Genomic DNA, 18,910 nt, shown 5'->3' with positions numbered 1-18,910 from the left:
GGTTAGTCTCGCTGAAAATGTGCCTCAAACACCGGATATCAGGTGAGTTTTGGTAAATTCCGAATGAAGATCGGACTCAAAGCGCTGAACGCCAGATTAACTGCTTCGCTAAAGTGTTAAAACTTGTTTCAAATGGCGGGAAACCGGGGTTTTTCGCCGACTCCAAACAGTTCGTTAACCATTACTGGGTATTCGTCCTACGTATGAATACACAGAACCCATTTAAGCCTACTTTGGCTAACACGTTCACCTTGGCTCTCGCCCTAGGTGCATTCTCGCTTGTTGCGGTGGCTCCGGCGCATGCAGCTGGGGTCGATGCGGGCACGCTGATTGAGAACACCGCGACTGCGACTTATGAGGACGGATCTGGTCCGCAAACGGTCGATTCCAACACCGTCACGGTGTTGGTCGACGAATTGCTCGACGTGACGGTCACCTCGCTGGACTCCGGTCCGGTGGGCGCAACGCCTGGCGATGCGGTGCTCACGTTTGAGCTCACCAATCAGGGCAATGGCCCAGAGGCGTTTGAACTCACCGCTGATCCAGTGGTTGCTGGCAACGACTTCGATACGACGGTCGATGGCATTGCGGTCGATACGAACGGCAATGGCACATACGATCCCGGCGTCGATCAAATCCTAACAGGTCCAGAAACAACCGCTGTGCTCAATGCGGATGACACGCTGACGGTTTTCGTGCTGGTCACCGTCCCTGCTGGCGCAACCGACACACAAGAGAGCGATGTTGAGCTGACGGCGGAGGCGGTCACCGGAACGGGCGCACCCGGCACCAGCTTCTCTGGACAAGGTGTGAGCGGCGGCGATGCCATCGTCGGCAGCACCGGCGCCGATGCAACTGCAACGGGTTCACTGCTGGTCGGGATCACAACGGTCGATCTCGTCAAGTCAGCGACCATCGCGGACCCATTTGGTGGCACCAGCGTGGTTCCAGGTTCAGTCGTGACCTTCACCATTTCCGCTGAAGTCACCGGTAGCGGCTCTGTCGACGATCTGGTCGTCACCGACGCTTTCCCGGCGGACACAACTTACGTGGCAGGCTCTCTCACATTGGCAGGCGGCGCTTTGACCGACGCCAGCGGAGATGACGCAGGCGAGGCCAGCGCAACCGGCATCAGTGTCGATCTCGGCACGGTCGCTGGCGGTACCACCCAGGCAATCACTTTCGATGTCACCATCGATCAATAAGAAAATAGACAAGGGTCTGATATAATGAAATTTCTTGGACAAATTTGCGCAGCTCTGATGGTTCTTGCCGTCCCAGCTGCTCCGGCATTCGCTCAAGGCAACCCAATTGTCTTGTCAGGCGACGTTATGGCCGTGAAAACCAGCACCGACGCTGCTGGAAACGAGCAGACTGAATTGGTCGAGCCTAATGTTATCGTACCGGGCGATCGTTTGATCTTCGGCACCGATTACAACAATTCTGGCTCTGAGACGGTGACTGACTTTGTTGTCACCAACCCACTCCCAGGCGCCGTTGCGCTGGCATCTGATGCCGATAGCGCGCTGACCGTATCAGTTGACGGCGGCAACACTTGGGGAGTGCTTAGCTCTTTGACCGTGACTGGCGAGGACGGCGCAAGCCGCGCTGCGCAGCACGGTGATGTCACACATGTTCGATGGACGCTTGCCTCGGTTGCACCGGGCGAAACAGGCCGCCTCGAATATCCAGCAATCATTCGCTGAACAGCGAGCGATAACCGCCAAGCCTTGCGGGCGGAAATTTTGACGCGGGGCACACGCAGAGGAACTCTAAAATGAGACCAATCACCCAATTGCTGGGTGCCGTCAGTTCGGTTGCGCTCGTTGCGATGAGCAGCGCGCCAGCTTTTGCTGCAGGCACGACAGCTGGTGACACGATCACCAATAACGTCTCCGTCGCCTATCAGGTCGGCGGCGTTGATCAAACTGAAGCAACCGCATCCGACACGTTCACGGTCGACCGTAGGGTCAACGTGCTTGTTGATTTCACGGGCACCAGCAACACCGGCGTGTCGCCTGGTGAGCAGAATGCTGTGCTCGCATTTGATGTGACTAACTTGTCGAACGACGTGGTCGACCTCGATCTGAGCACTGCTCTGAACGCAGGTACCGCCGCGAATATCGCCAACTTCGAGATTTATCTCGATACGGACGGCAACGGCGCATTGAGTGCCGCTGAACTTGCTGCTGGCCCTATCACCTTCCTCGACGAGGTTGCTGAAGATGAGGTCGTCGAAGTCCTTGTGGTTGCCGATATCGGACTAGCTGCAGATGACGGCGATACATTTGACGTTGTTCTTACGGCAAATGCCTTCAACAGCGGCGATGTTGGCTCGCTTGGCGCCACAGAACTGACTTCCACTGCTGGTGCAAACACAGCAGGCATCGATACGGTTCTGGCCGACGGTGCTGGTACAACCGATGGCGCCAACCAAGGCGACTTCTCGGATCTTGGCACATATGAAGTGGCTGCTGCTGCTGTTACTGTCGCCAAGACCAGCTCGATCATTAGCGATCCAGTCAACAACACGACCAATCCGAAAGCCATCCCAGGTGCAATTATTGAATATTGCATCACCGTGGCCAACGGTTCGGGCGCGGCGACTGCCACCAGCGTCAACGTGAACGACTTGCTGCCAGGCGATGTGACCTTTGTCCCAGCGTTCGGCATCTTCGTTGACGGCGATGCGGCATGTACCGGCGGCGCCAACGGCGTTCCGCTTGGTGATGCTTCGTTTAGCGCGGCCTCAGGCCCAAGCGGCGAAGACGAAGTTTCTGGCACGCTGAGCGATATCGCAGCTGGCCAAACGCGCTCGCTCTACTTCCGCGTCGAAATCGACTGATAGAGCGGACTTAGACTTTGCGTGTAACCCTCTCTCTAAGCCGACTGGCAGCAGCACTCATGTTAGTGCTGCTGCCATTTGTCGTGCTTGGAGAGGGGGCACGCGCGCAATCAGCCACAACCACTACCAATACGATTACCAATATCGCCGAGGCGACTTGGCAATTTAATGGCACGCCGGCGAGCATCAGCTCAAACGAAGTGACCATTGAGGTAACACAGGCACCACCAGAAATTCGTGCTCTAAGGTCTGCGCCGAGCGGCGTGGTCGACCTCTCTTTCCAAGCGCCACTTTGCAATGTCGCTGGTCAAGGGGTGCAAGGCATTGGTGGTGAAAATCAAACACTGGTGCAGATCACCGGCGCAGAGCCCACAAGTGTGCTGCGTCCGGGCCAAGATCTGCTGTTTGAGGTCCAAGCGACGGCTGCAAACGTCGATTCTAACGCGATTGACAGCTTAAATGTCGTGATTACCACCAGCTCTGGCGACAGAGAGACCGAAACAATCTTCGAAACTGGCCCAAATACGGGCATTTTCGTTGGTCAGATCCCAACGCGCCGGGCCCCGCCCGCTGCCGTTCAAGGCGATTGCCGTCTCAGTATTGCTGATGGCGAGATGATCCAGATTGCCGCATCATTCATCGGGCAAGACGATATTATCGTTCAAACCGATGTCGAGGTTCTGGCTGATCCATTTGGTGTAGTGTTCGACAGCGAAACCGGTGAGCCAGTCGATGGCGCAGTAGTCACTTTGGTTGATGATGCGACCGGTCTGCCGGCAACGGTGTTTGCCGAGGATGGTGTAACCACTTGGCCTTCAACGGTAATTTCTGGACAGCCAATCACTGATGGCGCTGGCAATGTGTTCCCGGTTGGACCCGGCGAATACTGGTTCCCGCTGACTGCGCTGGGTCGCTATCGCCTAGTTATAGAGCCGCCGGAGCCTTTCACAGCGCCTTCTGCGGTCTCGCGTGATGCGCTCGCGCAGTTGACCCGGCCTGATGGCCGCACATTTGTGATCCAGGATGGCTCATTTGGCGGTGCATTTGAACTGATCGATCAAACTCCAGTTCAAATTGACATTCCGCTCGACCGTCCAAGCCTTGATATAGGCCTTACGAAAACCGCTTCACGTCAGCGCGTGCAGCCGGGCGATGTTGTGTTCTACACGCTTACAGCGACCAACCCTGATCCTGCGCGGATTAAGCGGGATGTGACGCTGAGCGATGTTCCATCGTCGTCGCTGCGCCTGCGCCCGGATAGCGTCCGGATTGATGGCGCTGAGGATCCCGATGCAGTGACATTCGCACCTGATGGCAGCGCTCTGTCCATCGCCTTGGGGGATATTGCCGCAGGCAGCTCACGCCGCGTAACATATGCGATGGTTGTTCGCGCAGATGCGTCTCCAGGACGCGCCGCGAACAATGCACAAACTATTGATTCACTTGGCCGAATTGCACGGGCAAGCACTGTTATTGACATTGAGCGCGATGGCATTGCTGACCGCATGACAATCATCGGCCGCATCACCGCTGGCCCGTGTTCGCTGCGCAATCCGCGCCGCGGCATTCCCGGTGTTCGTGTAATGCTTGAAGACGGCAGTTTCGCCATCACGGATGCCGATGGCCGCTATCACTTTGAGGGTGTTGTTCCGGGCACTCATGTGGTCCAAGCCTCACGGATGACGCTGCCTGAGGGTGCGCGCTTCGTTGATTGCCATCGCTCAACCCGTAGCGCTGGCAGCGCCAATTCACGCTTCATCATCGGTCAAGGCGGCAGCCTGATGGTCGCAGATTTCCATGCCATCGTGCCTGAGGGAGCGCTCGAACCAGTTGCACCTTTGGCTGAAACGACGCCAGAGGGCGCAATCGCACGCGAAATTGACGAGCAGGCGGCTTCTGACGCGAATACAGCGAGCACTGCTCAGCTTATTGGCGGCGAAGACACTCTCGGTGGCGGCGGTGCTCTGCGGGCAGAACGCCCAACGCTTGGCGCTGTCCTAGAAGAAAGCACACCGGCTCCTTCGCCAGTGACCGATTGGATCGCCTTGGGCGATGGGCCAGACGGCTGGTTGACGCCGGAAGTCGGTCACAACCCGCGTGCGCCGGCCATCCGTGTGGCTATTCGCCACCGTAAGGGCCAGAAGATCGTCCTCCGCGTAGATGGCGAACCTGTGAGCCCGCTCACCTTTGACGGCACCAAAAAACCTCAGCGCGGCAAGTTTGCCGTCAGCACCTGGCGCGGCGTCCCATTGGACGGCGAGCGCACAGTGTTGGAAGCGGATGTGATCAATTCCTTTGGCGAGATCAATGAGACGATAACGCGCGAGGTGTTCTTCACGACCTCACCTGCAAAAGTTCAATTCGTACCAGAGCAATCGAACCTGATTGCCGATGGTCGGACCCGTCCTGTTATCGCTGTGCGCGTGCTGGACCGCAATAATCGCCCACTGCGCGAAGGCGTCTCAGGCGAATTTGTGTTGAACGCGCCGTATGAGAGCGCCGAGCAGATTGATCGCCAGCAATTGAACCAGCTTACCGGTCTCGCGCCAAGCTCAGCGCGCTGGGTCGTTAAGGGCAGCGATGGTATTGCGCATATCGAGCTGGCACCGACCATGGTTTCTGGCTCGCTCCGTTTGGATTTCCGTTTCGATGATGGCGACATTGTTCGCACTCAGGAGCTGGAAGCATGGATTGAGCCAGGTGATATCGAATGGACCATTATTGGTCTTGCTGAGGGCACCGTTGGCGCGAAGAGCGTGGCTGATAACATGGAGCGGGCAGGTAACTTTGCCAGCGATCTGGGCGATGATGCGCGTGTCGCACTCTATGCCAAGGGCCGGGTGCTAGGCCGGTACTTGCTGACGCTGGCCTATGACAGTGCAAAGCAGCGCGACGATCAACGCGTGCTAGGCGCGATTGATCCGCAGGCTTACTATACGGTTTTCGCCGATGGCTCGAGCCGCCGGTTTGATGCGGCCAGCCGCGAGAACCTCTATGTCCGCATTGAAAGCTCAACCTTCTATGCGCTGTACGGCGATTTCGAAACGGGCTTTGATCAGACCCAGCTTGCACGCTACAACCGCACAGCAACTGGCCTGAAAGGCGAGGCTCGCCTGGGCCAGGTGAAAGCTCAGGCCTTTGCCGCTGAAATTTCAACCCGGCTTCGCCGCGACGAAATTCAAGGGCAGGGCATCAGCGGTCCGTATCGTCTCTCTAGCCGCAGCATTCTTGCGAATAGCGAGCGCGTTACACTTGAAGTGCGCGATAGGTTTCGCTCTGAACTTGTTGTTTCTTCAAGAGAATTATCTCGCTTCATCGATTATGATATTGACCTGTTGTCGGGAACGATCACCTTCTCTGAACCAGTGCTTAGCCGTGACTTTAACTTAAACCCTCAATTCATTGTAATTAATTATGAAATTGATGGTTTTGGTGAAGGTGAACTGAATGCTGGCATACGGGTCGACTGGACGAGCAAGAGTGGTAACATCCGCGTCGGCGCCAGCGCGATCACTGACAAGGGCGAGGGTGCCCGCACCAATCTGGGCGCAATCGATCTGCGTGCTCAGTTGGACGAGAACACCGAACTGCGCGCTGAGCTTGGCTTGAGCCGTACCGAGGGGACGACCTCCAATGGCTGGTTGGTTGAGGCGCAGCATCAAACCGGCAAGGTAGACTTGCTGGTATATGCTCGTTCGCTCGATGCCGATTACGGTGTCGGCCAGCAAAATGGCGCAGAGCAGGGTCGCCGCAAATTTGGCGCCGATGGCCGCCTGTTGATCAGCGATGATCTCAATCTTGTCGCCAGCGTGTGGCAAGATGATAACCTGACCGACGACAGCAGGCGCCGAGCGGCCCAGTTGCAATTGGGCTATACCACGCAAAGCACCGACCTTACTGTGGGTCTGGCGCATTTCAACGATCGCCTGGCCGATGGCACGCGCAACAAATCAACCGTTCTGGAAGGCGGGATTAGTCAGCGCTTGCTGGATAACAAGCTGGAGCTTAGCGCAACCAGCGCCATCGCTCTGGACGCGACGGAGAGCATTGATCTGCCGACCCGTCACCGGTTTGGCGTTCGTTACGCCATCACAAATGATATTCGCCTGGTCGGTCAGTATGAGATCGCCAATGGCGAGAACATCAATGCGCGTACCGTACGCGGCGGCATCGAAGTGACCCCATGGCGGGGCGCGCAAGTTGTCACGACGCTGGGGCAGCAAAATATTGGTGAGTTTGGCAATCGCAGCTTTGCAGCCTTTGGCCTGTCTCAGTCATTGCAAGTGAGCCCGGCCTTGACGCTGGACGCAACGATTGACGGCAGCCGTACGCTCAACGGTGAACCGGCTGCGATCAATGTGATCAACCCTGAGCAACCTGTTGCCAGCGGCGGTCGGCTGACGGGCAATTCTCAGTTCGAAGACTTTACTGCCGTCACTCTTGGCGCTGCATGGCGCAAGGATCGCTGGAGCGCGACGGCTCGCGGCGAATATCGTGATGGCGAGTTTGCTGAGCGCAAAGGCCTGACAGTCGGAGCAATCCGTCAGCTTGGCCAGGGCAGCATTGTCGGCTCTGGTGCGACATGGACCGAAGCGACCGCTGAAAACGGTGCAACCACTGAAATCTTTGATGCAAGCCTCGCTTTTGCACACCGTCCGGACTCCTCCGAATTCGCGACCTTGGGTAAGCTTGAATATCGCAGCGATACCGTTCGCGGAGCGATCGCTGGTGAAGCGGGCGGTGCTGGCCGCACAGCATTGACTGTCACTGGCGATGCGCGCTCGCGTCGCCTGGTTGCAAGCGTCTCGACCAATTGGTCGCCAAGCGATTGGGACCGCGATGACAATGGCAATCTGCACCAGACCCGCCGCGATGAATTCTCGCTGTTTGTGGGCGGCCGCTACAATCTCGATCGTTTCGAAGGCACAGAATTTTCTGGGACAAGTGTACTAGCCGGGCTTGATGCGCGCATCGGTATCGGCGAGCGATTTGAGATCGGTGCGACCGGCACCGTTCGCGCAAACCTGGAAGATGATGTCACCAGTTTCTCATATGGCCCGCACATTGGCTTTGTTCCGGCAGATGGCATCTTGTTGACCGTTGGTTACAATGTCGAAGGTTTCCGAGATGAAGATTTCTCGGCCGCGCGCAACACCGACAAGGGTGTGTTTGCGTCGATCAAAGCGAAGTTTGATGCCGACACATTCAGTTTCTTGGGGCTGGGTCGATGAGCGTCACTGCGAGCTTGATCACTCGCGCGAAGCTGACATTGCTTGCCTTGATGGTGGCATTCTTCGCGCTCATGCCTGGCGCGGCTTTGGCGCAAGACGCGGATATTGATTGGGCCGATGCGGGTGTTGCTAGTTTTGGCGCTTGGCCCAGCGGCACGGTCGTTACAGGGTCTGATGGGACTACCGCGCAGGTCGATTTTTCCGTCACGGATGACGGTGATGGCACATTTGCACCGGCCTTTGGCGCTGATTTTGTAAGCTTTTTTGCAGGCAATGTCGGCGCGTCGACATCTCCATTATTGATGAGCTTTAATAACCAGGCTTTTGATCCAGATGATCGCATTGTTGTTACGATTACGCTCAATCGTGCTGTAACCAATCTCAATTTCTCCATTAACGATATCGATAATGGCAATTTCGGCGATGCGATGGAGGTCTACTACGATGATGACTTAACGGGCGCATTCAGTAATGCGGCGACGAACACCGCTTTTTGGACAGTCGGCTCTGCAATCGCGCGTACAAACAATGCGACCGTCAATGGTTGGACTGGAATTGCGCCTTCTGCCCAGGCCGCTACGGATGGTGACCTGACGTTCGACTTTAACACGCAGCAAGTACGCCGAATTCAGATCGTCTATTTCAGCAACAGCGGCACTGGTGATCCCGGTAACCAGTTCTCGACGATCTCAGACTTTGATTACGATGGTCTTACGGCAGACTTGTCGATCACCAAGACCTTGCTCGGCTCACCCCCTAGCAATGGTGGTTTCGTGACGTGGCAATTGGTCGTCACCAGCGCGGCGTCCTCCGGAGCTTCGGCCACAGGAATTGTGGTGGATGACAATCTCCCCGCTGGCTTTACCTTTGATGGGTCTAGCGGAGACGGCAGTTTTGATTCCGGAACCGGAGAGTGGACCGTTGGAACATTGGCCCCGGGGGCCAGCGCGACGATCAATATTCAGGGCTTCATCTCTGCCGTCGCGGGTAGCACCATTATCAACACCGCAGAGATCATCTCTAGCAGCCTGCCAGACCCAGATTCGACCGTGAACAATGGGGTGACGAGCGAAGATGACTTTGCGTCAGAGAGCTTTGTTGTTGCGGCCAATCCGCCCAGCACGCCGCCCGTTTTGGCCTGCCCGGCCGGCCAATCAGTATTTGATTGGGATGCGGTTGCATGGGCCGCTGGCAGCCTCAACAATACCTATCCGCTTAGCACATGGGGAACGATTGAATTTGATATCGTCTCCACCGGCAACCTCACCTCGCGTGCATCATTCGGCGGCCAGACCCCGATCTTGACCACCGCAGTCTCCGGCGGCCTCAGCCCGGCTCAAGATGCGCTCGCCTTCAATATGAACAACGCCAATCAGAGCCAAGAGGTCGTAACCACCGTCACGTTACCGCGAGTTGTAACTGGTGCACAGTTTACCGTCTTTGATATCGACCAGGCCGCTGTCTTTCAGGACCGCGTTACTGTCTTTGGTCGGCTAAACGGTGTGGTGGTGAACGCGGTGCTTACAAATGGTAACTCGAATACGATCAGCGGCCCTTCCCTGATTGGTAATGGGGGCGCGGGTGACACCACGAGCAACGGTGATGGCACATTCACCTTCCTCAACCCAATTGACACAATTGTGATTGAATACGGCTCGGGCTCCGGCGCGCCCGCCAATCCGGGCAACCAGAGCATTGCGATCCATGATTTTACATTCTGTACACCGCCATTGCCCAATCTCTCGGTGACGAAAATCAGCTCGGTCATTTCTGATCCAGTGAACGGCACGACCAACCCCAAGGCTATTCCTGGCGCATTGGTCGAGTATTTGATCACGGTTTCCAACACAGGTCCAGGCGCGACGGATGCGGACAGCGTTGTTGTGACCGATGATGGTCCAGCCGATGCAAAAATATGTTTGATCTCAGTGGGAAGCGGCCCAGTTATCTTTTCTGAACCTGGCGCAAGCACGGGCCTGACATACAGTTTTGCCAGCATCGGATCGGGAACAGACGATCTGGAATTTTCCGACACTGACGGAAGCAATTATGGGTACACGCCAAGTGCGGACACAGATGGTTGCGATAGCGCGGTTACTGATTTCCGCTTGAGCCCCAGCGGCGCGATGCTGGGCAACAGCACATTCACTCTGCGCGTCCGGTATATCGTCGAATAAAAGCGGCAAGTTCCTAGCTATGCATAAATAGCCTAGATCGCTCGCCGCACCGCCATATTTGGCTCTGGTGCCCAACCAGAGCTTTGTTCAAGATATGTCCGTAGATCAGTATGCCCGCGTCCAGCGCGCAATTGGATCAGACGCTCAATCCGCCTCGCGATCTTGCTGGGTTGAAATGGTTTGCGAATGTAATCCTGCGCGCCAGCATAAATCGCCTGCTCTTCGTCGCGGATACCGGTCAGCGCGGTGAACATAATCACCGGCAGATCATACAGGGAGGCAGAGCTGCGAATTTTCCGCAGTAGGGCACAGCCCGACATGCCTGGCATGTTCTGATCGAGCAGAAGTACGTCCGGCCTGCGCTTTTGCAAAAGGTCCCAAGCCTCCGTTCCATTGGTGACCCATCCGCACGGGTGGCCAGCGTCAATGAGCGCTTCTGAAGCTAGGCCGGCCACGATTTCATCGTCATCGGCGATTAGCACATAAGCCATAGTGTGTTCCGTTTCGTCTTTTATCCATCATTGACCGGACTTACGTTCCCATCCTCAAAACCAGATTGGCGAGGCCCCCAGCGATATTACCTAATGGAATGCGCAAAGGCGCTGGATCTCGCGGCCTTGGCAAAACGAGGACGTTGCCGATGGAGAGCGCGCCTGCCACTGTCCGCGGCATGATTCGAGAGCATGATCCAATCCCGTTTGAGCAGACTGACGGCATTCACAATTTTCGCGATTATGGCGGCTATGCCGTCGCTGGCGGAGGGCAGGTTCGTACGGGCCTGCTGTTTCGTTCTGGCCAGCATATGGAGGCAAGCAATGCCGACTTGGAGCTGATCCAACGCCTCGATATTCGCACCATTGTTGATCTGCGCGGCAGCAGCGAACGCGGCGGGTTTCCTTGTCGGCGCCATGATGATTTCTCAGCGGATGTGATCGCCTATGATGGTGAGACGAGCAATTCGCCTCCACACGAAGCGGCCGGCGCGGCCAAAATGACATCGGACAAAGCGCGTGACCGGATGATCGCCGTTTACACCCGGATGCCAGTCAATCCCGCGATGATCGATATGTTCACGCGCTATTTTGAGGCCTTGGCGAACCGCGAGGGTGGCAATCTGGTCCATTGCTTTGCCGGGAAGGACCGTACTGGGATCGCCGCCAGCTTGCTGCTGCATGTACTGGGCGTGCACCGCGATGACGTGGTGGCTGAGTTTCTGCGCACCAACGATGCACCCACCGTTCACATTCTTGAACGCCAGTCGCTGCCGCGAATGCTCGCGCATTATGGCGATATTCCGATTGAAGCGCGGCGCAACCTGATGGGCGTGCTGCCCGAATATATCGACACCTACTTTGCCGAAGTGACCCGCGATCACGGCTCCCTCGATACCTATCTTGCGCAAACTTTAGGTGTGGATGAGGCAAGGAAAGCTCGCCTGATTGAACGCTTGGTGGCGTGACAAGCGAGCCAACGATCCCCATATCCGAAGCCAACGAATTTGAAATTTGAAAGATACGATTATGGCTACCCATCACACAAAAATGCTGATCATTGGCTCAGGCCCTGCCGGATACAGCGCAGCCATTTATGGCGCGCGCGCCATGCTGGAGCCGATTGTGGTACAGGGGCTTCAACCTGGTGGTCAGCTGACCATCACGACCGATGTGGAGAACTATCCGGGCTACCGCGAGGTGGTGCAGGGCCCATGGCTGATGGAAGAGATGAAGGCGCAGGCCGAGCATGTCGGAACGCGGATGATGTGGGACACCATTGTCTCCGTCGATCTGGAAGGCGGCGCACCGTTCAAGGCCATTGGCGATAGCGGCGATGAATATATCGGCGAGACGCTGGTGATTTGCACCGGCGCTCAAGCCAAATGGCTGGGCGCGCCGGGCGAGCAAGAGCTGGGCGGCAAGGGTGTGTCTGCCTGCGCGACTTGCGACGGTTTCTTCTATCGCGGCAAGAAGGTCGCTGTCATTGGCGGCGGCAACACCGCCGTTGAAGAGGCGCTTTACCTAACCAACCATTCTGACGACGTGACGCTGATCCACCGCCGTGACGAATTGCGTGCAGAGAAGATCCTACAAGACCGTCTGATGAAGTCGCCCAAGATATCCACGCTATGGAACAAGACTGTGAAGAGTTTCGAAGCGGGCGAGGATGGCGCGCTGCACCACCTTGTGCTGGAAGACACGCAGACCGGCGAGACCTCGACGCTCGAAGTCGATGGCGCATTTGTGGCGATTGGTCACGCACCTGCGACCGAATTGTTCAAGGGCAAACTTGCGATGGATGAGAGTGGTTATCTCGACGTTGAACCGGGCACGCCGAAAACCGCCATTCCCGGTGTGTTTGCCGCAGGCGATGTGACCGACCACGTCTACCGCCAGGCTGTGACGGCAGCGGGAATGGGCTGCATGGCCGCATTGGATGGAGAGCGGTTCTTGGCTGCACGCGAGGATGCAGAGGAAGCCGTCAGCGAAGCAGCTGAGTAAACAGCACACGCTCCGCCGGGGGCTAGTGACAACCGAAAAAGGGGCTCCGATCGGAGCCCCTTTTGTGTGGATATGCGGGCGGCTTAGACCAACAGGATCAGTGTCGCTTTTCCGATAAGGGCTATCAGCACAACGCTCGACAGAGCGAACAGCACGAAACGCACCATCACTTTGTTAGCGGTCACTTGGACCAGCGAGTGCGCGACGCGCAACCCGACGTAGATCCACGCGAGTAGGGCGTTCGGACCGTCGCCCGCGCCGATAATGGCGAGAACTACGGTCACTGCGTAAAACAGGGTCGGCTGCTCATGCAGGTGGTTGTAATTATGCGCTTTCCATTGGACGCTTTCTGGCAAAACCGAATCAAGATCGGTGCCCTTTCCCCCTTTGAGTTGAGAGATCGCGGGCACATCAGGCGCTTTGTTCATCGCGGGAATGCGGGTCGCGTACATCCATGCCCACATGATCATTGTCCAGATCATCAGCGCGACAGCGGGTTGAAGGATCATCGTATCAATCATGTGGGAAGAGCTCCGGGATTGTAGAATAGTGTGGCCATGACGGCTCTAATGGCGAGCGCTATCAAGATTAGCGTGCTGACGAAAAACAGGCCAAAACGAACTGGCAGTTTATTCACCAGAATTTGCCACAGTGAATGCAGGATACGGATTCCCACATAGCCCCAGGCCAGCAGGATATCGATTGCGCCAGCGCCCATGATCGCAAGGATGATCACCGTTGCGTAAAACAACGTCGGTTGCTCGTGCAGGTGAGTGTGATTGTGAGCAGGCCAGTTGGCTTTGTCTGGTATGACCCCTTCGAGATCTTGTCCGCGCCCACCCGGCTTGCCGGATAGTTTGGACTTGTCGACCTTGGCAAGTGAGCCAAAGCGCGGCGGTATGATCCAGATCAGGACGATCAATGTCCAAACCACCAGGACCGCGGCTGGTGCGAGCATTTGCGCTTGCATGATAGTCTCCCTCTTGACCTCTACCTGCGAGAGCCAATTCGGATTGTCAAATATGGCGCAATGAGCTGGGCGGTTGAGGGAGGTCTATCCGGCAATAGTCTTCGCGAATTCCACTGGGTCTGCGTTGCCGCCGGTCAGCATGATGACCGTGCGCTCATCAAGCGGCACTTTGCCTGCCAAAGCGGCAGCAAGAGCGGCTGCTCCACCGGGTTCCAAGACGAGGCGTAGGTTCGCAAAGGCCCAGCGCTGGGCGCTGCGCACTTCGTCATCGGTGACGGTGACACCTGCCTCCGCTCGCCCAGATAAGAGATCGAGATTCATCCGCTTGGTCGCGGTGGGTTGCAGCGCGTCACAGATCGTCTTGGGGGCGTCCTCGGCGGCCGTAACTAGCTCACCAGACGAGATTGCTTGCCCGACCATGTCCCATCCGACCGGCTCAACAGCATAGATCTTCGCCTTTGGGCAGGCGAGACCGAGGCCTGCCGCAAGCCCTCCGCCGCCGCAGCAGGCGAGAACAGCGCTTGGCTCACCGCCCAATTGCTCGGTGATTTCAATGCCTGCGCTGCCTTGCCCCTCTATCACCCAGGGGTCGCCAAAGGCGTGGACCAAGGTGCCGCCGCGCTCTGAAATCAGCTTGGCCGCGACCTCATCACGGTCTTCACCGGGACGCTCATACAGCACGATATCAGCGCCAAGTGCGCTCGTGTTTTCGAGCTTTATCTGAGGCGCATCGCGCGGCATGACGATGGTGGCTTTGATACCAAGTCTGCGCGCAGCCCATGCGACGCCTTGCGCGTGATTGCCGCTGGACACAGCCACAACGCCGCCAGCGCGCTCTTCGCTCGTCATTGCCGAAAGTCTGTGCCATCCGCCGCGGATTTTGAAGGCGCCTACCGGCTGCAGATTCTCTGCCTTCACCCAGCACCGCGTGCCATTGATCTCGACCGGCAATAGCGGTGTCGGCGGCAGGATAGCGGTGATCTTGCGAGCGGCGTCCAAAACCCCATCGCGGGTCGGCATCCGTAGAGCGTCGGTCATATAGCAAACCCTATGCGCTGGAACACTTGGAACACAGTCCTGGGGGAAGAAAGAGCGCCCGCATTTCTCGTGGAGAAAGAGGACAGGTAAAGGCTGGAATTACACATCCTGTCGCTATGGCCCGATGCGGCATAGTAGGAAAGGGCGGGATCGATTTACGCTGCTCTCGCATTGCCCTAGTGAGCGCAAGATTCGAATTTGAAAGGTCGGAATTATGTCGACAGTTTTGGTAATCGGGGCAGGCGGGGTCAGCTCCGTTTGTGTTCACAAGATGGCGCAACTTGGCGATATCTTCACAGACATTCATTTGGCCAGTCGCACAAAATCGAAATGCGATGCCATCGCCGCCAGCGTGAAAACCCGCGAGGGTGCGGACATCAACACTTATGAAATTGACGCTGAAGAAGTGCCCGCATTGGTCAATCTGATCCATCAGATTAAACCGAGCCTGGTTGTCAATCTTGCGCTGCCTTATCAGGATTTGCCAATCATGGATGCCTGCCTGGAAACGGGCGTGCACTATCTCGACACCGCCAATTACGAGCCGAAGGACGAGGCGAAGTTCGAATACCATTGGCAATGGGCCTATCATGACCGGTTCAAAGAGGCGGGCATCATGGCGCTGCTCGGATCAGGCTTTGACCCCGGCGTGACTAGCGTTTTCACGATGTGGCTGCGCAAGCATAAGCTGAAGACGATCCGCCAGCTCGATATCCTGGATTGCAATGGCGGCGATCATGGTCAGGCGTTTGCGACCAATTTCAACCCAGAGATCAACATTCGCGAAGTGACCGCTCCCGCGCGGCATTGGGAGAAGAAACCGGGGGAAAATGGCGGCTGGGTCGAGACCCCGGCGATGCAGGTGAAGACCGAGTTCGACTTTGAAGCGGTTGGGCCGCGCAACGCCTATTTAATGTATCACGAGGAGCTGGAAAGCCTCTCCAAATTCATTCCCGAGCTGGAGCGCGCACGGTTCTGGATGACGTTTGGCGATGAATATATCAAGCACCTGACCGTGCTGCAAAATGTCGGCATGACCGGGATTGAGCCGATTAAATATCAGGGCAAGGAAATCATCCCGTTGCAATTCCTCGCTGCCGTTCTGCCCAAGCCGGAAACGCTGGGTGAAAGCACCACAGGAAACACCAATATCGGTGTGATCGCGACCGGCGAGGCCTTGGATGGCCGAGGCGAAAAGACATTCTATATCAATAATATCTGTAGCCACGAGGCAGCCTACGAAGAGACCGGCAATCAGGGCGTGAGCTACACCACAGGCGTGCCCGCGATGATTGGCAGCGCGATGATGCTTGGCGGCACATGGTCAGGGGAGGGCGTGTTCAACATGGAGCAAATGGACCCCGATCCCTTTATGGAAATGCTGAATGTGCATGGCCTGTCATGGAATGTGAAAGAGCTCGATGGGCCGGTAGGGTTTTAAGGATAGTTTCGCGCAAAGGCGCAGAGAAAGCTAAGGCGCAGAGAGGGCGTGCCAGTGGACATCGATGCGATCACTGCAATCGTCATAGATAAATGCATCGCCATTCATCGCGAGCTCGGACCGGGCTTATTCGAGAATGTATATGAAACTGTATTGGCTGGGCGGCTAGAGACGCGAGGGTTGAATGTTGCACGTCAGGTTCCGATAACTGTCGAATTCGATGGTCATCGGTTCGATGCGGCTTTCCGGATTGATATATTGGTTGAAGACCGACTGATCCTAGAAATCAAAGCGACCGAACAGTTGAGCAAGGCTCACGCAAAGCAATTGCTTACATACCTGAGGCTATACAAGCAGCCCGTTGGGCTGCTTCTCAATTTCTCGCAAGCTACAATGAAGGACGGCATCCGTCGGCTCGTAAATGATTACAAACCGCGATGATTCTTGGCGACTCTGCATTCTCTGCGTCTCTGCGCGAAACCACTAAGGACGAACCGAAAGATGCAAACTCAAGCTGGTGATCCGGGCGCTTTCGCCCATTTTGACTTAAGCCGCGTTGAAAGCCCGGCGTTCGTCGTGGATGCGGTGAAGTTGCGCGCGAATTGCCAGGTGTTGGCGGAAATTCGCGATGAGGCAGACATCAAAGTGCTGGCGGCGCTGAAGGCGTTCTCGATGCATGCGGTCGCGCCGTTGATCGGCGAATATCTCGACGGCGCGACCTGTAGCGGCCTTTGGGAAGCGCGGCTGGCGAGCGAGTATTACGATGGTGAAATTTCGACCTATTCGCCGGCTTACAAGCCAGATGAGTTGGAAGAAATCTGCCGCCTCTCTGATCATGTAATCTTCAATTCGCCAACCCAAATGGCCCGCGCGGCTGTGATCTTGGAACATGCGCGGCACACGGGCGGCGATGTTGATGTGGGCCTGCGGATTAATCCGATGGTGCAAACCGGCGAGGTGGCGAAATATGATCCCAGCGCGCCCGGTTCACGGCTAGGCTTTCCAATCGACCAGCTGACCGATGAGCACATGCAGGGCGTCGATGGTATCCACTTTCACAATCTGTGCGAGCAGACCTTTGAACCTCTGCGCCAGACCTGGGACCGGGTGTTTGATGCGATTGAGCCCTATTTTGGGCAATTGAAATGGATCAACATGGGCGGTGGGCACCATATTACCCGCGCCGATTATGAGCGTGATGAGCTGATCCAATTGTTAAAAGATGCCCGCGAGGACACGGGCGCTGAGATATACCTAGAGCCGGGCGAAGCGATCGCCCTTGATGCCGGGATATTGGTTGGAACATTGCTCGACACAGGCTTTAATGAGGTGCCGATCGGGATCACCGATGTTTCAGCCACGTGCCATATGCCCGATGTTCTGGAGGCGCCATACCGACCGGCGATGCTGGGCGAACTTCAGGATGAAAGCGTACCCATTCGCCTGGGCGGGCCGTCCTGCCTAGCAGGCGATGTGATTGGTGATTATCGTCTGCCGGTAAAGGCCGATCCTGGTGCGCGCTTCGCATTCCTCGACCAGGCGCATTACTCCATGGTCAAGACGAACACCTTCAACGGCGTGCAACTGCCCAGCATTTGGCTGTGGGACAGCGAGACGGATAATTTGGAGTGCGTGAAGCGGTTTGAATATGAGGATTTCAAGGACCGCCTGAGCTGACGGCTTACAGGCCTTTGCGACCGAACCCGCCACCAAGCGCGGGGCCGCCAGTGCCCAGATTTCGCGGATCATCGACGACGGCGCCGCTAGAGCTGGGACCAGCTCTGTCATGGCCACGTTCAGTTTTGTTAATGGCCATGGCCAGCCGCGCGAGTGAGGCAAATTGCTTCGCTGTCTCTTCTGCACGCTCGCGGTCGCCAGATGCATCGATGCTACCGCTTTCGAACAGGTTTCCACTTTCAACCGCGATGATCATTTCACCCTTGCGGAAGATCGCGCGAACGGCGTCGCCGGAAAATGCCCGTTCAATCCCGATCAAGTGTTCAACGTAGGTCGGATCGACCAGCGTGCGTGCCTCAACCTGATCATCGCTCCACAGTTCAAACACATCTTCGAAGGCAGGGTGGACCTGATCGACATAATCCAACCGGTGTCCGTCAAAGCTCGCATGGTCAGCACGGCCGCCCAGGCCAAACCATTTCTTGTGCTTGCCGGCGCGCTGCAGAAGCGTGGTTGAATGGAACTTGCGGCCAAATTCCATTTGGATGATTGCTCCGCGAAACACGGTTACCCAATGCCGGTTCTTACCGGAGCCTCTGCGCTGTTCCAAGTGCGCCTCGTAAAGGCGGAAATCGTGACCTTCGATCTCGCCGTACCAATGGTCTTCAAAACCATCGCGGTTGTAGTGAGGGACCAGGCCATATTGCTTGGCGGCTTCGAATTCATCGCCCGGTTCAACATCATGGTCGTAATGCACATCCAATTCGGCGGCGATGGCGGAATTGATGCCGATCTTGATCTCTTTTTTGCTCTTTGAATTGGAGCATAGATCCAAGACCCAGCACCAATTCCCAAAAACAGTGTGATGAAGAACTTGATGCTGCCGTCCCAACTGGGGCCAAACCACATCAATGCCAGCAAAGGCAGCAGGACAAAGGCGGATTTAACGCCGCGGTTTGACGCTTTCTCTTTAGCGTCGGTGCGCATGCCTTGCTGCGCGTCGAGCCAGCTCCCCAGCTCCCCACCCATCAGCTTG

15 protein-coding genes are annotated in these 18,910 nt (G+C 56.6%); 10 read left to right on the top strand and 5 right to left on the bottom strand.

From position 1 onward, the window contains the following. Window positions 1–251 precede the first annotated feature (251 nt). The 5 genes from AC0V6O_RS09990 to AC0V6O_RS09970 all read left to right on the top strand — a co-directional run bounded on the left by AC0V6O_RS09990 (window position 252) and on the right by AC0V6O_RS09970 (window position 10,253). Complete coding sequence (locus AC0V6O_RS09990) at window positions 252–1,205, top strand: hypothetical protein (RefSeq protein ID WP_486143662.1); 954 nt, start codon at window positions 252–254, stop codon at window positions 1,203–1,205. 24 nt (window positions 1,206–1,229) lie between these two features. Next, complete coding sequence (locus tag AC0V6O_RS09985; RefSeq protein ID WP_472639115.1) at window positions 1,230–1,706, top strand: hypothetical protein; 477 nt, start codon at window positions 1,230–1,232, stop codon at window positions 1,704–1,706. A 71-nt stretch (window positions 1,707–1,777) separates the two neighbouring features. Next, complete coding sequence (locus AC0V6O_RS09980) at window positions 1,778–2,845, top strand: hypothetical protein (RefSeq protein ID WP_486143660.1); 1,068 nt, start codon at window positions 1,778–1,780, stop codon at window positions 2,843–2,845. A gap of 59 nt (window positions 2,846–2,904) precedes the next feature. Beyond that, entirely contained in the window at window positions 2,905–8,076 is a 5,172-nt protein-coding gene (locus AC0V6O_RS09975) for a hypothetical protein (protein WP_486143658.1), read from the top strand. Beyond that, window positions 8,073–10,253, top strand: coding sequence for a DUF11 domain-containing protein (locus tag AC0V6O_RS09970; RefSeq protein WP_486143656.1), 2,181 nt, complete (start codon window positions 8,073–8,075; stop codon window positions 10,251–10,253). Before AC0V6O_RS09975 ends, AC0V6O_RS09970 begins: the two co-directional genes overlap by 4 nt. A 32-nt stretch (window positions 10,254–10,285) precedes the next feature. Here the strand turns inward: AC0V6O_RS09970 and AC0V6O_RS09965 are convergent, their stop codons facing one another. Continuing rightward, window positions 10,286–10,744: a response regulator gene (locus AC0V6O_RS09965; protein ID WP_486143654.1), complete on the bottom strand. Its 459-nt coding sequence runs from the start codon at window positions 10,742–10,744 to the stop codon at window positions 10,286–10,288. Window positions 10,745–10,893: 149 nt separating this feature from the next. On the opposite strand from AC0V6O_RS09965, the gene AC0V6O_RS09960 reads away from it, so the two are divergent. Together AC0V6O_RS09960 and trxB are read left to right on the top strand one after the other, a co-directional pair. Then, window positions 10,894–11,712 carry a tyrosine-protein phosphatase gene (locus tag AC0V6O_RS09960; protein WP_486143652.1) on the top strand — a complete coding sequence of 273 codons (819 nt, stop codon included), beginning with the start codon at window positions 10,894–10,896 and terminating at the stop codon, window positions 11,710–11,712. A gap of 61 nt (window positions 11,713–11,773) precedes the next feature. Beyond that, window positions 11,774–12,748 carry a thioredoxin-disulfide reductase gene (gene trxB, locus AC0V6O_RS09955; RefSeq protein ID WP_472639106.1) on the top strand — a complete coding sequence of 325 codons (975 nt, stop codon included), beginning with the start codon at window positions 11,774–11,776 and terminating at the stop codon, window positions 12,746–12,748. Between the two features lie 83 nt (window positions 12,749–12,831). On the opposite strand, the gene AC0V6O_RS09950 is transcribed toward trxB, so the two are convergent. From AC0V6O_RS09950 to AC0V6O_RS09940, 3 genes are all read right to left on the bottom strand, one after another. Next, window positions 12,832–13,269 (bottom strand): MAPEG family protein, encoded by a 438-nt coding sequence (locus tag AC0V6O_RS09950; RefSeq protein WP_486143649.1) that lies wholly within the window; start codon window positions 13,267–13,269, stop codon window positions 12,832–12,834. After that, window positions 13,266–13,718: an MAPEG family protein gene (locus AC0V6O_RS09945; protein ID WP_472639104.1), complete on the bottom strand. Its 453-nt coding sequence runs from the start codon at window positions 13,716–13,718 to the stop codon at window positions 13,266–13,268. The genes AC0V6O_RS09950 and AC0V6O_RS09945 overlap by 4 nt, the downstream gene beginning before the upstream one ends. 84 nt (window positions 13,719–13,802) lie before the next feature. Next, window positions 13,803–14,756: a threonine ammonia-lyase gene (locus AC0V6O_RS09940; RefSeq protein WP_486143646.1), complete on the bottom strand. Its 954-nt coding sequence runs from the start codon at window positions 14,754–14,756 to the stop codon at window positions 13,803–13,805. 214 nt (window positions 14,757–14,970) lie between these two features. Between AC0V6O_RS09940 and AC0V6O_RS09935 the strand changes: the two genes are divergently transcribed. Genes AC0V6O_RS09935 through AC0V6O_RS09925 form a run of 3 tightly spaced genes read left to right on the top strand, consistent with a single transcriptional unit; the run spans window position 14,971 to window position 17,874 of the window. Next, window positions 14,971–16,197 carry a saccharopine dehydrogenase family protein gene (locus tag AC0V6O_RS09935; RefSeq protein WP_486143644.1) on the top strand — a complete coding sequence of 409 codons (1,227 nt, stop codon included), beginning with the start codon at window positions 14,971–14,973 and terminating at the stop codon, window positions 16,195–16,197. Between the two features lie 54 nt (window positions 16,198–16,251). After that, entirely contained in the window at window positions 16,252–16,638 is a 387-nt protein-coding gene (locus AC0V6O_RS09930) for a GxxExxY protein (RefSeq protein WP_486143642.1), read from the top strand. A 60-nt stretch (window positions 16,639–16,698) separates the two neighbouring features. Further along, window positions 16,699–17,874 carry a carboxynorspermidine decarboxylase gene (locus tag AC0V6O_RS09925; protein ID WP_486143640.1) on the top strand — a complete coding sequence of 392 codons (1,176 nt, stop codon included), beginning with the start codon at window positions 16,699–16,701 and terminating at the stop codon, window positions 17,872–17,874. Window positions 17,875–17,878: 4 nt separating this feature from the next. Here the strand turns inward: AC0V6O_RS09925 and AC0V6O_RS09920 are convergent, their stop codons facing one another. Beyond that, on the bottom strand, window positions 17,879–18,709 hold the full coding sequence (locus AC0V6O_RS09920; RefSeq protein ID WP_486143638.1) for a DUF3137 domain-containing protein: 831 nt from the start codon (window positions 18,707–18,709) through the stop codon (window positions 17,879–17,881). Window positions 18,710–18,910 lie beyond the last annotated feature (201 nt).

Source organism: Erythrobacter sp. JB2-19, assembly GCF_057365005.1.
This window is presented reverse-complemented; position numbering and strand designations above follow the sequence as displayed.

What these genes read in the sequence shown, in the direction of transcription:
- AC0V6O_RS09985 (WP_472639115.1), top strand. Translation starts at nt 1,230, where the DNA reads ATGAAATTTCTTGGACAAATTTGCGCAGCTCTGATGGTTCTTGCCGTC.
- AC0V6O_RS09980 (WP_486143660.1), top strand. Translation starts at nt 1,778, where the DNA reads ATGAGACCAATCACCCAATTGCTGGGTGCCGTCAGTTCGGTTGCGCTC.
- AC0V6O_RS09975 (WP_486143658.1), top strand. Translation starts at nt 2,905, where the DNA reads ATGTTAGTGCTGCTGCCATTTGTCGTGCTTGGAGAGGGGGCACGCGCG.
- AC0V6O_RS09970 (WP_486143656.1), top strand. Translation starts at nt 8,073, where the DNA reads ATGAGCGTCACTGCGAGCTTGATCACTCGCGCGAAGCTGACATTGCTT.
- AC0V6O_RS09965 (WP_486143654.1), bottom strand. Translation starts at nt 10,744, where the DNA reads ATGGCTTATGTGCTAATCGCCGATGACGATGAAATCGTGGCCGGCCTA.
- AC0V6O_RS09960 (WP_486143652.1), top strand. Translation starts at nt 10,894, where the DNA reads ATGGAGAGCGCGCCTGCCACTGTCCGCGGCATGATTCGAGAGCATGAT.
- trxB (WP_472639106.1), top strand. Translation starts at nt 11,774, where the DNA reads ATGGCTACCCATCACACAAAAATGCTGATCATTGGCTCAGGCCCTGCC.
- AC0V6O_RS09950 (WP_486143649.1), bottom strand. Translation starts at nt 13,269, where the DNA reads ATGATTGATACGATGATCCTTCAACCCGCTGTCGCGCTGATGATCTGG.
- AC0V6O_RS09945 (WP_472639104.1), bottom strand. Translation starts at nt 13,718, where the DNA reads ATGCAAGCGCAAATGCTCGCACCAGCCGCGGTCCTGGTGGTTTGGACA.
- AC0V6O_RS09940 (WP_486143646.1), bottom strand. Translation starts at nt 14,756, where the DNA reads ATGACCGACGCTCTACGGATGCCGACCCGCGATGGGGTTTTGGACGCC.
- AC0V6O_RS09935 (WP_486143644.1), top strand. Translation starts at nt 14,971, where the DNA reads ATGTCGACAGTTTTGGTAATCGGGGCAGGCGGGGTCAGCTCCGTTTGT.
- AC0V6O_RS09925 (WP_486143640.1), top strand. Translation starts at nt 16,699, where the DNA reads ATGCAAACTCAAGCTGGTGATCCGGGCGCTTTCGCCCATTTTGACTTA.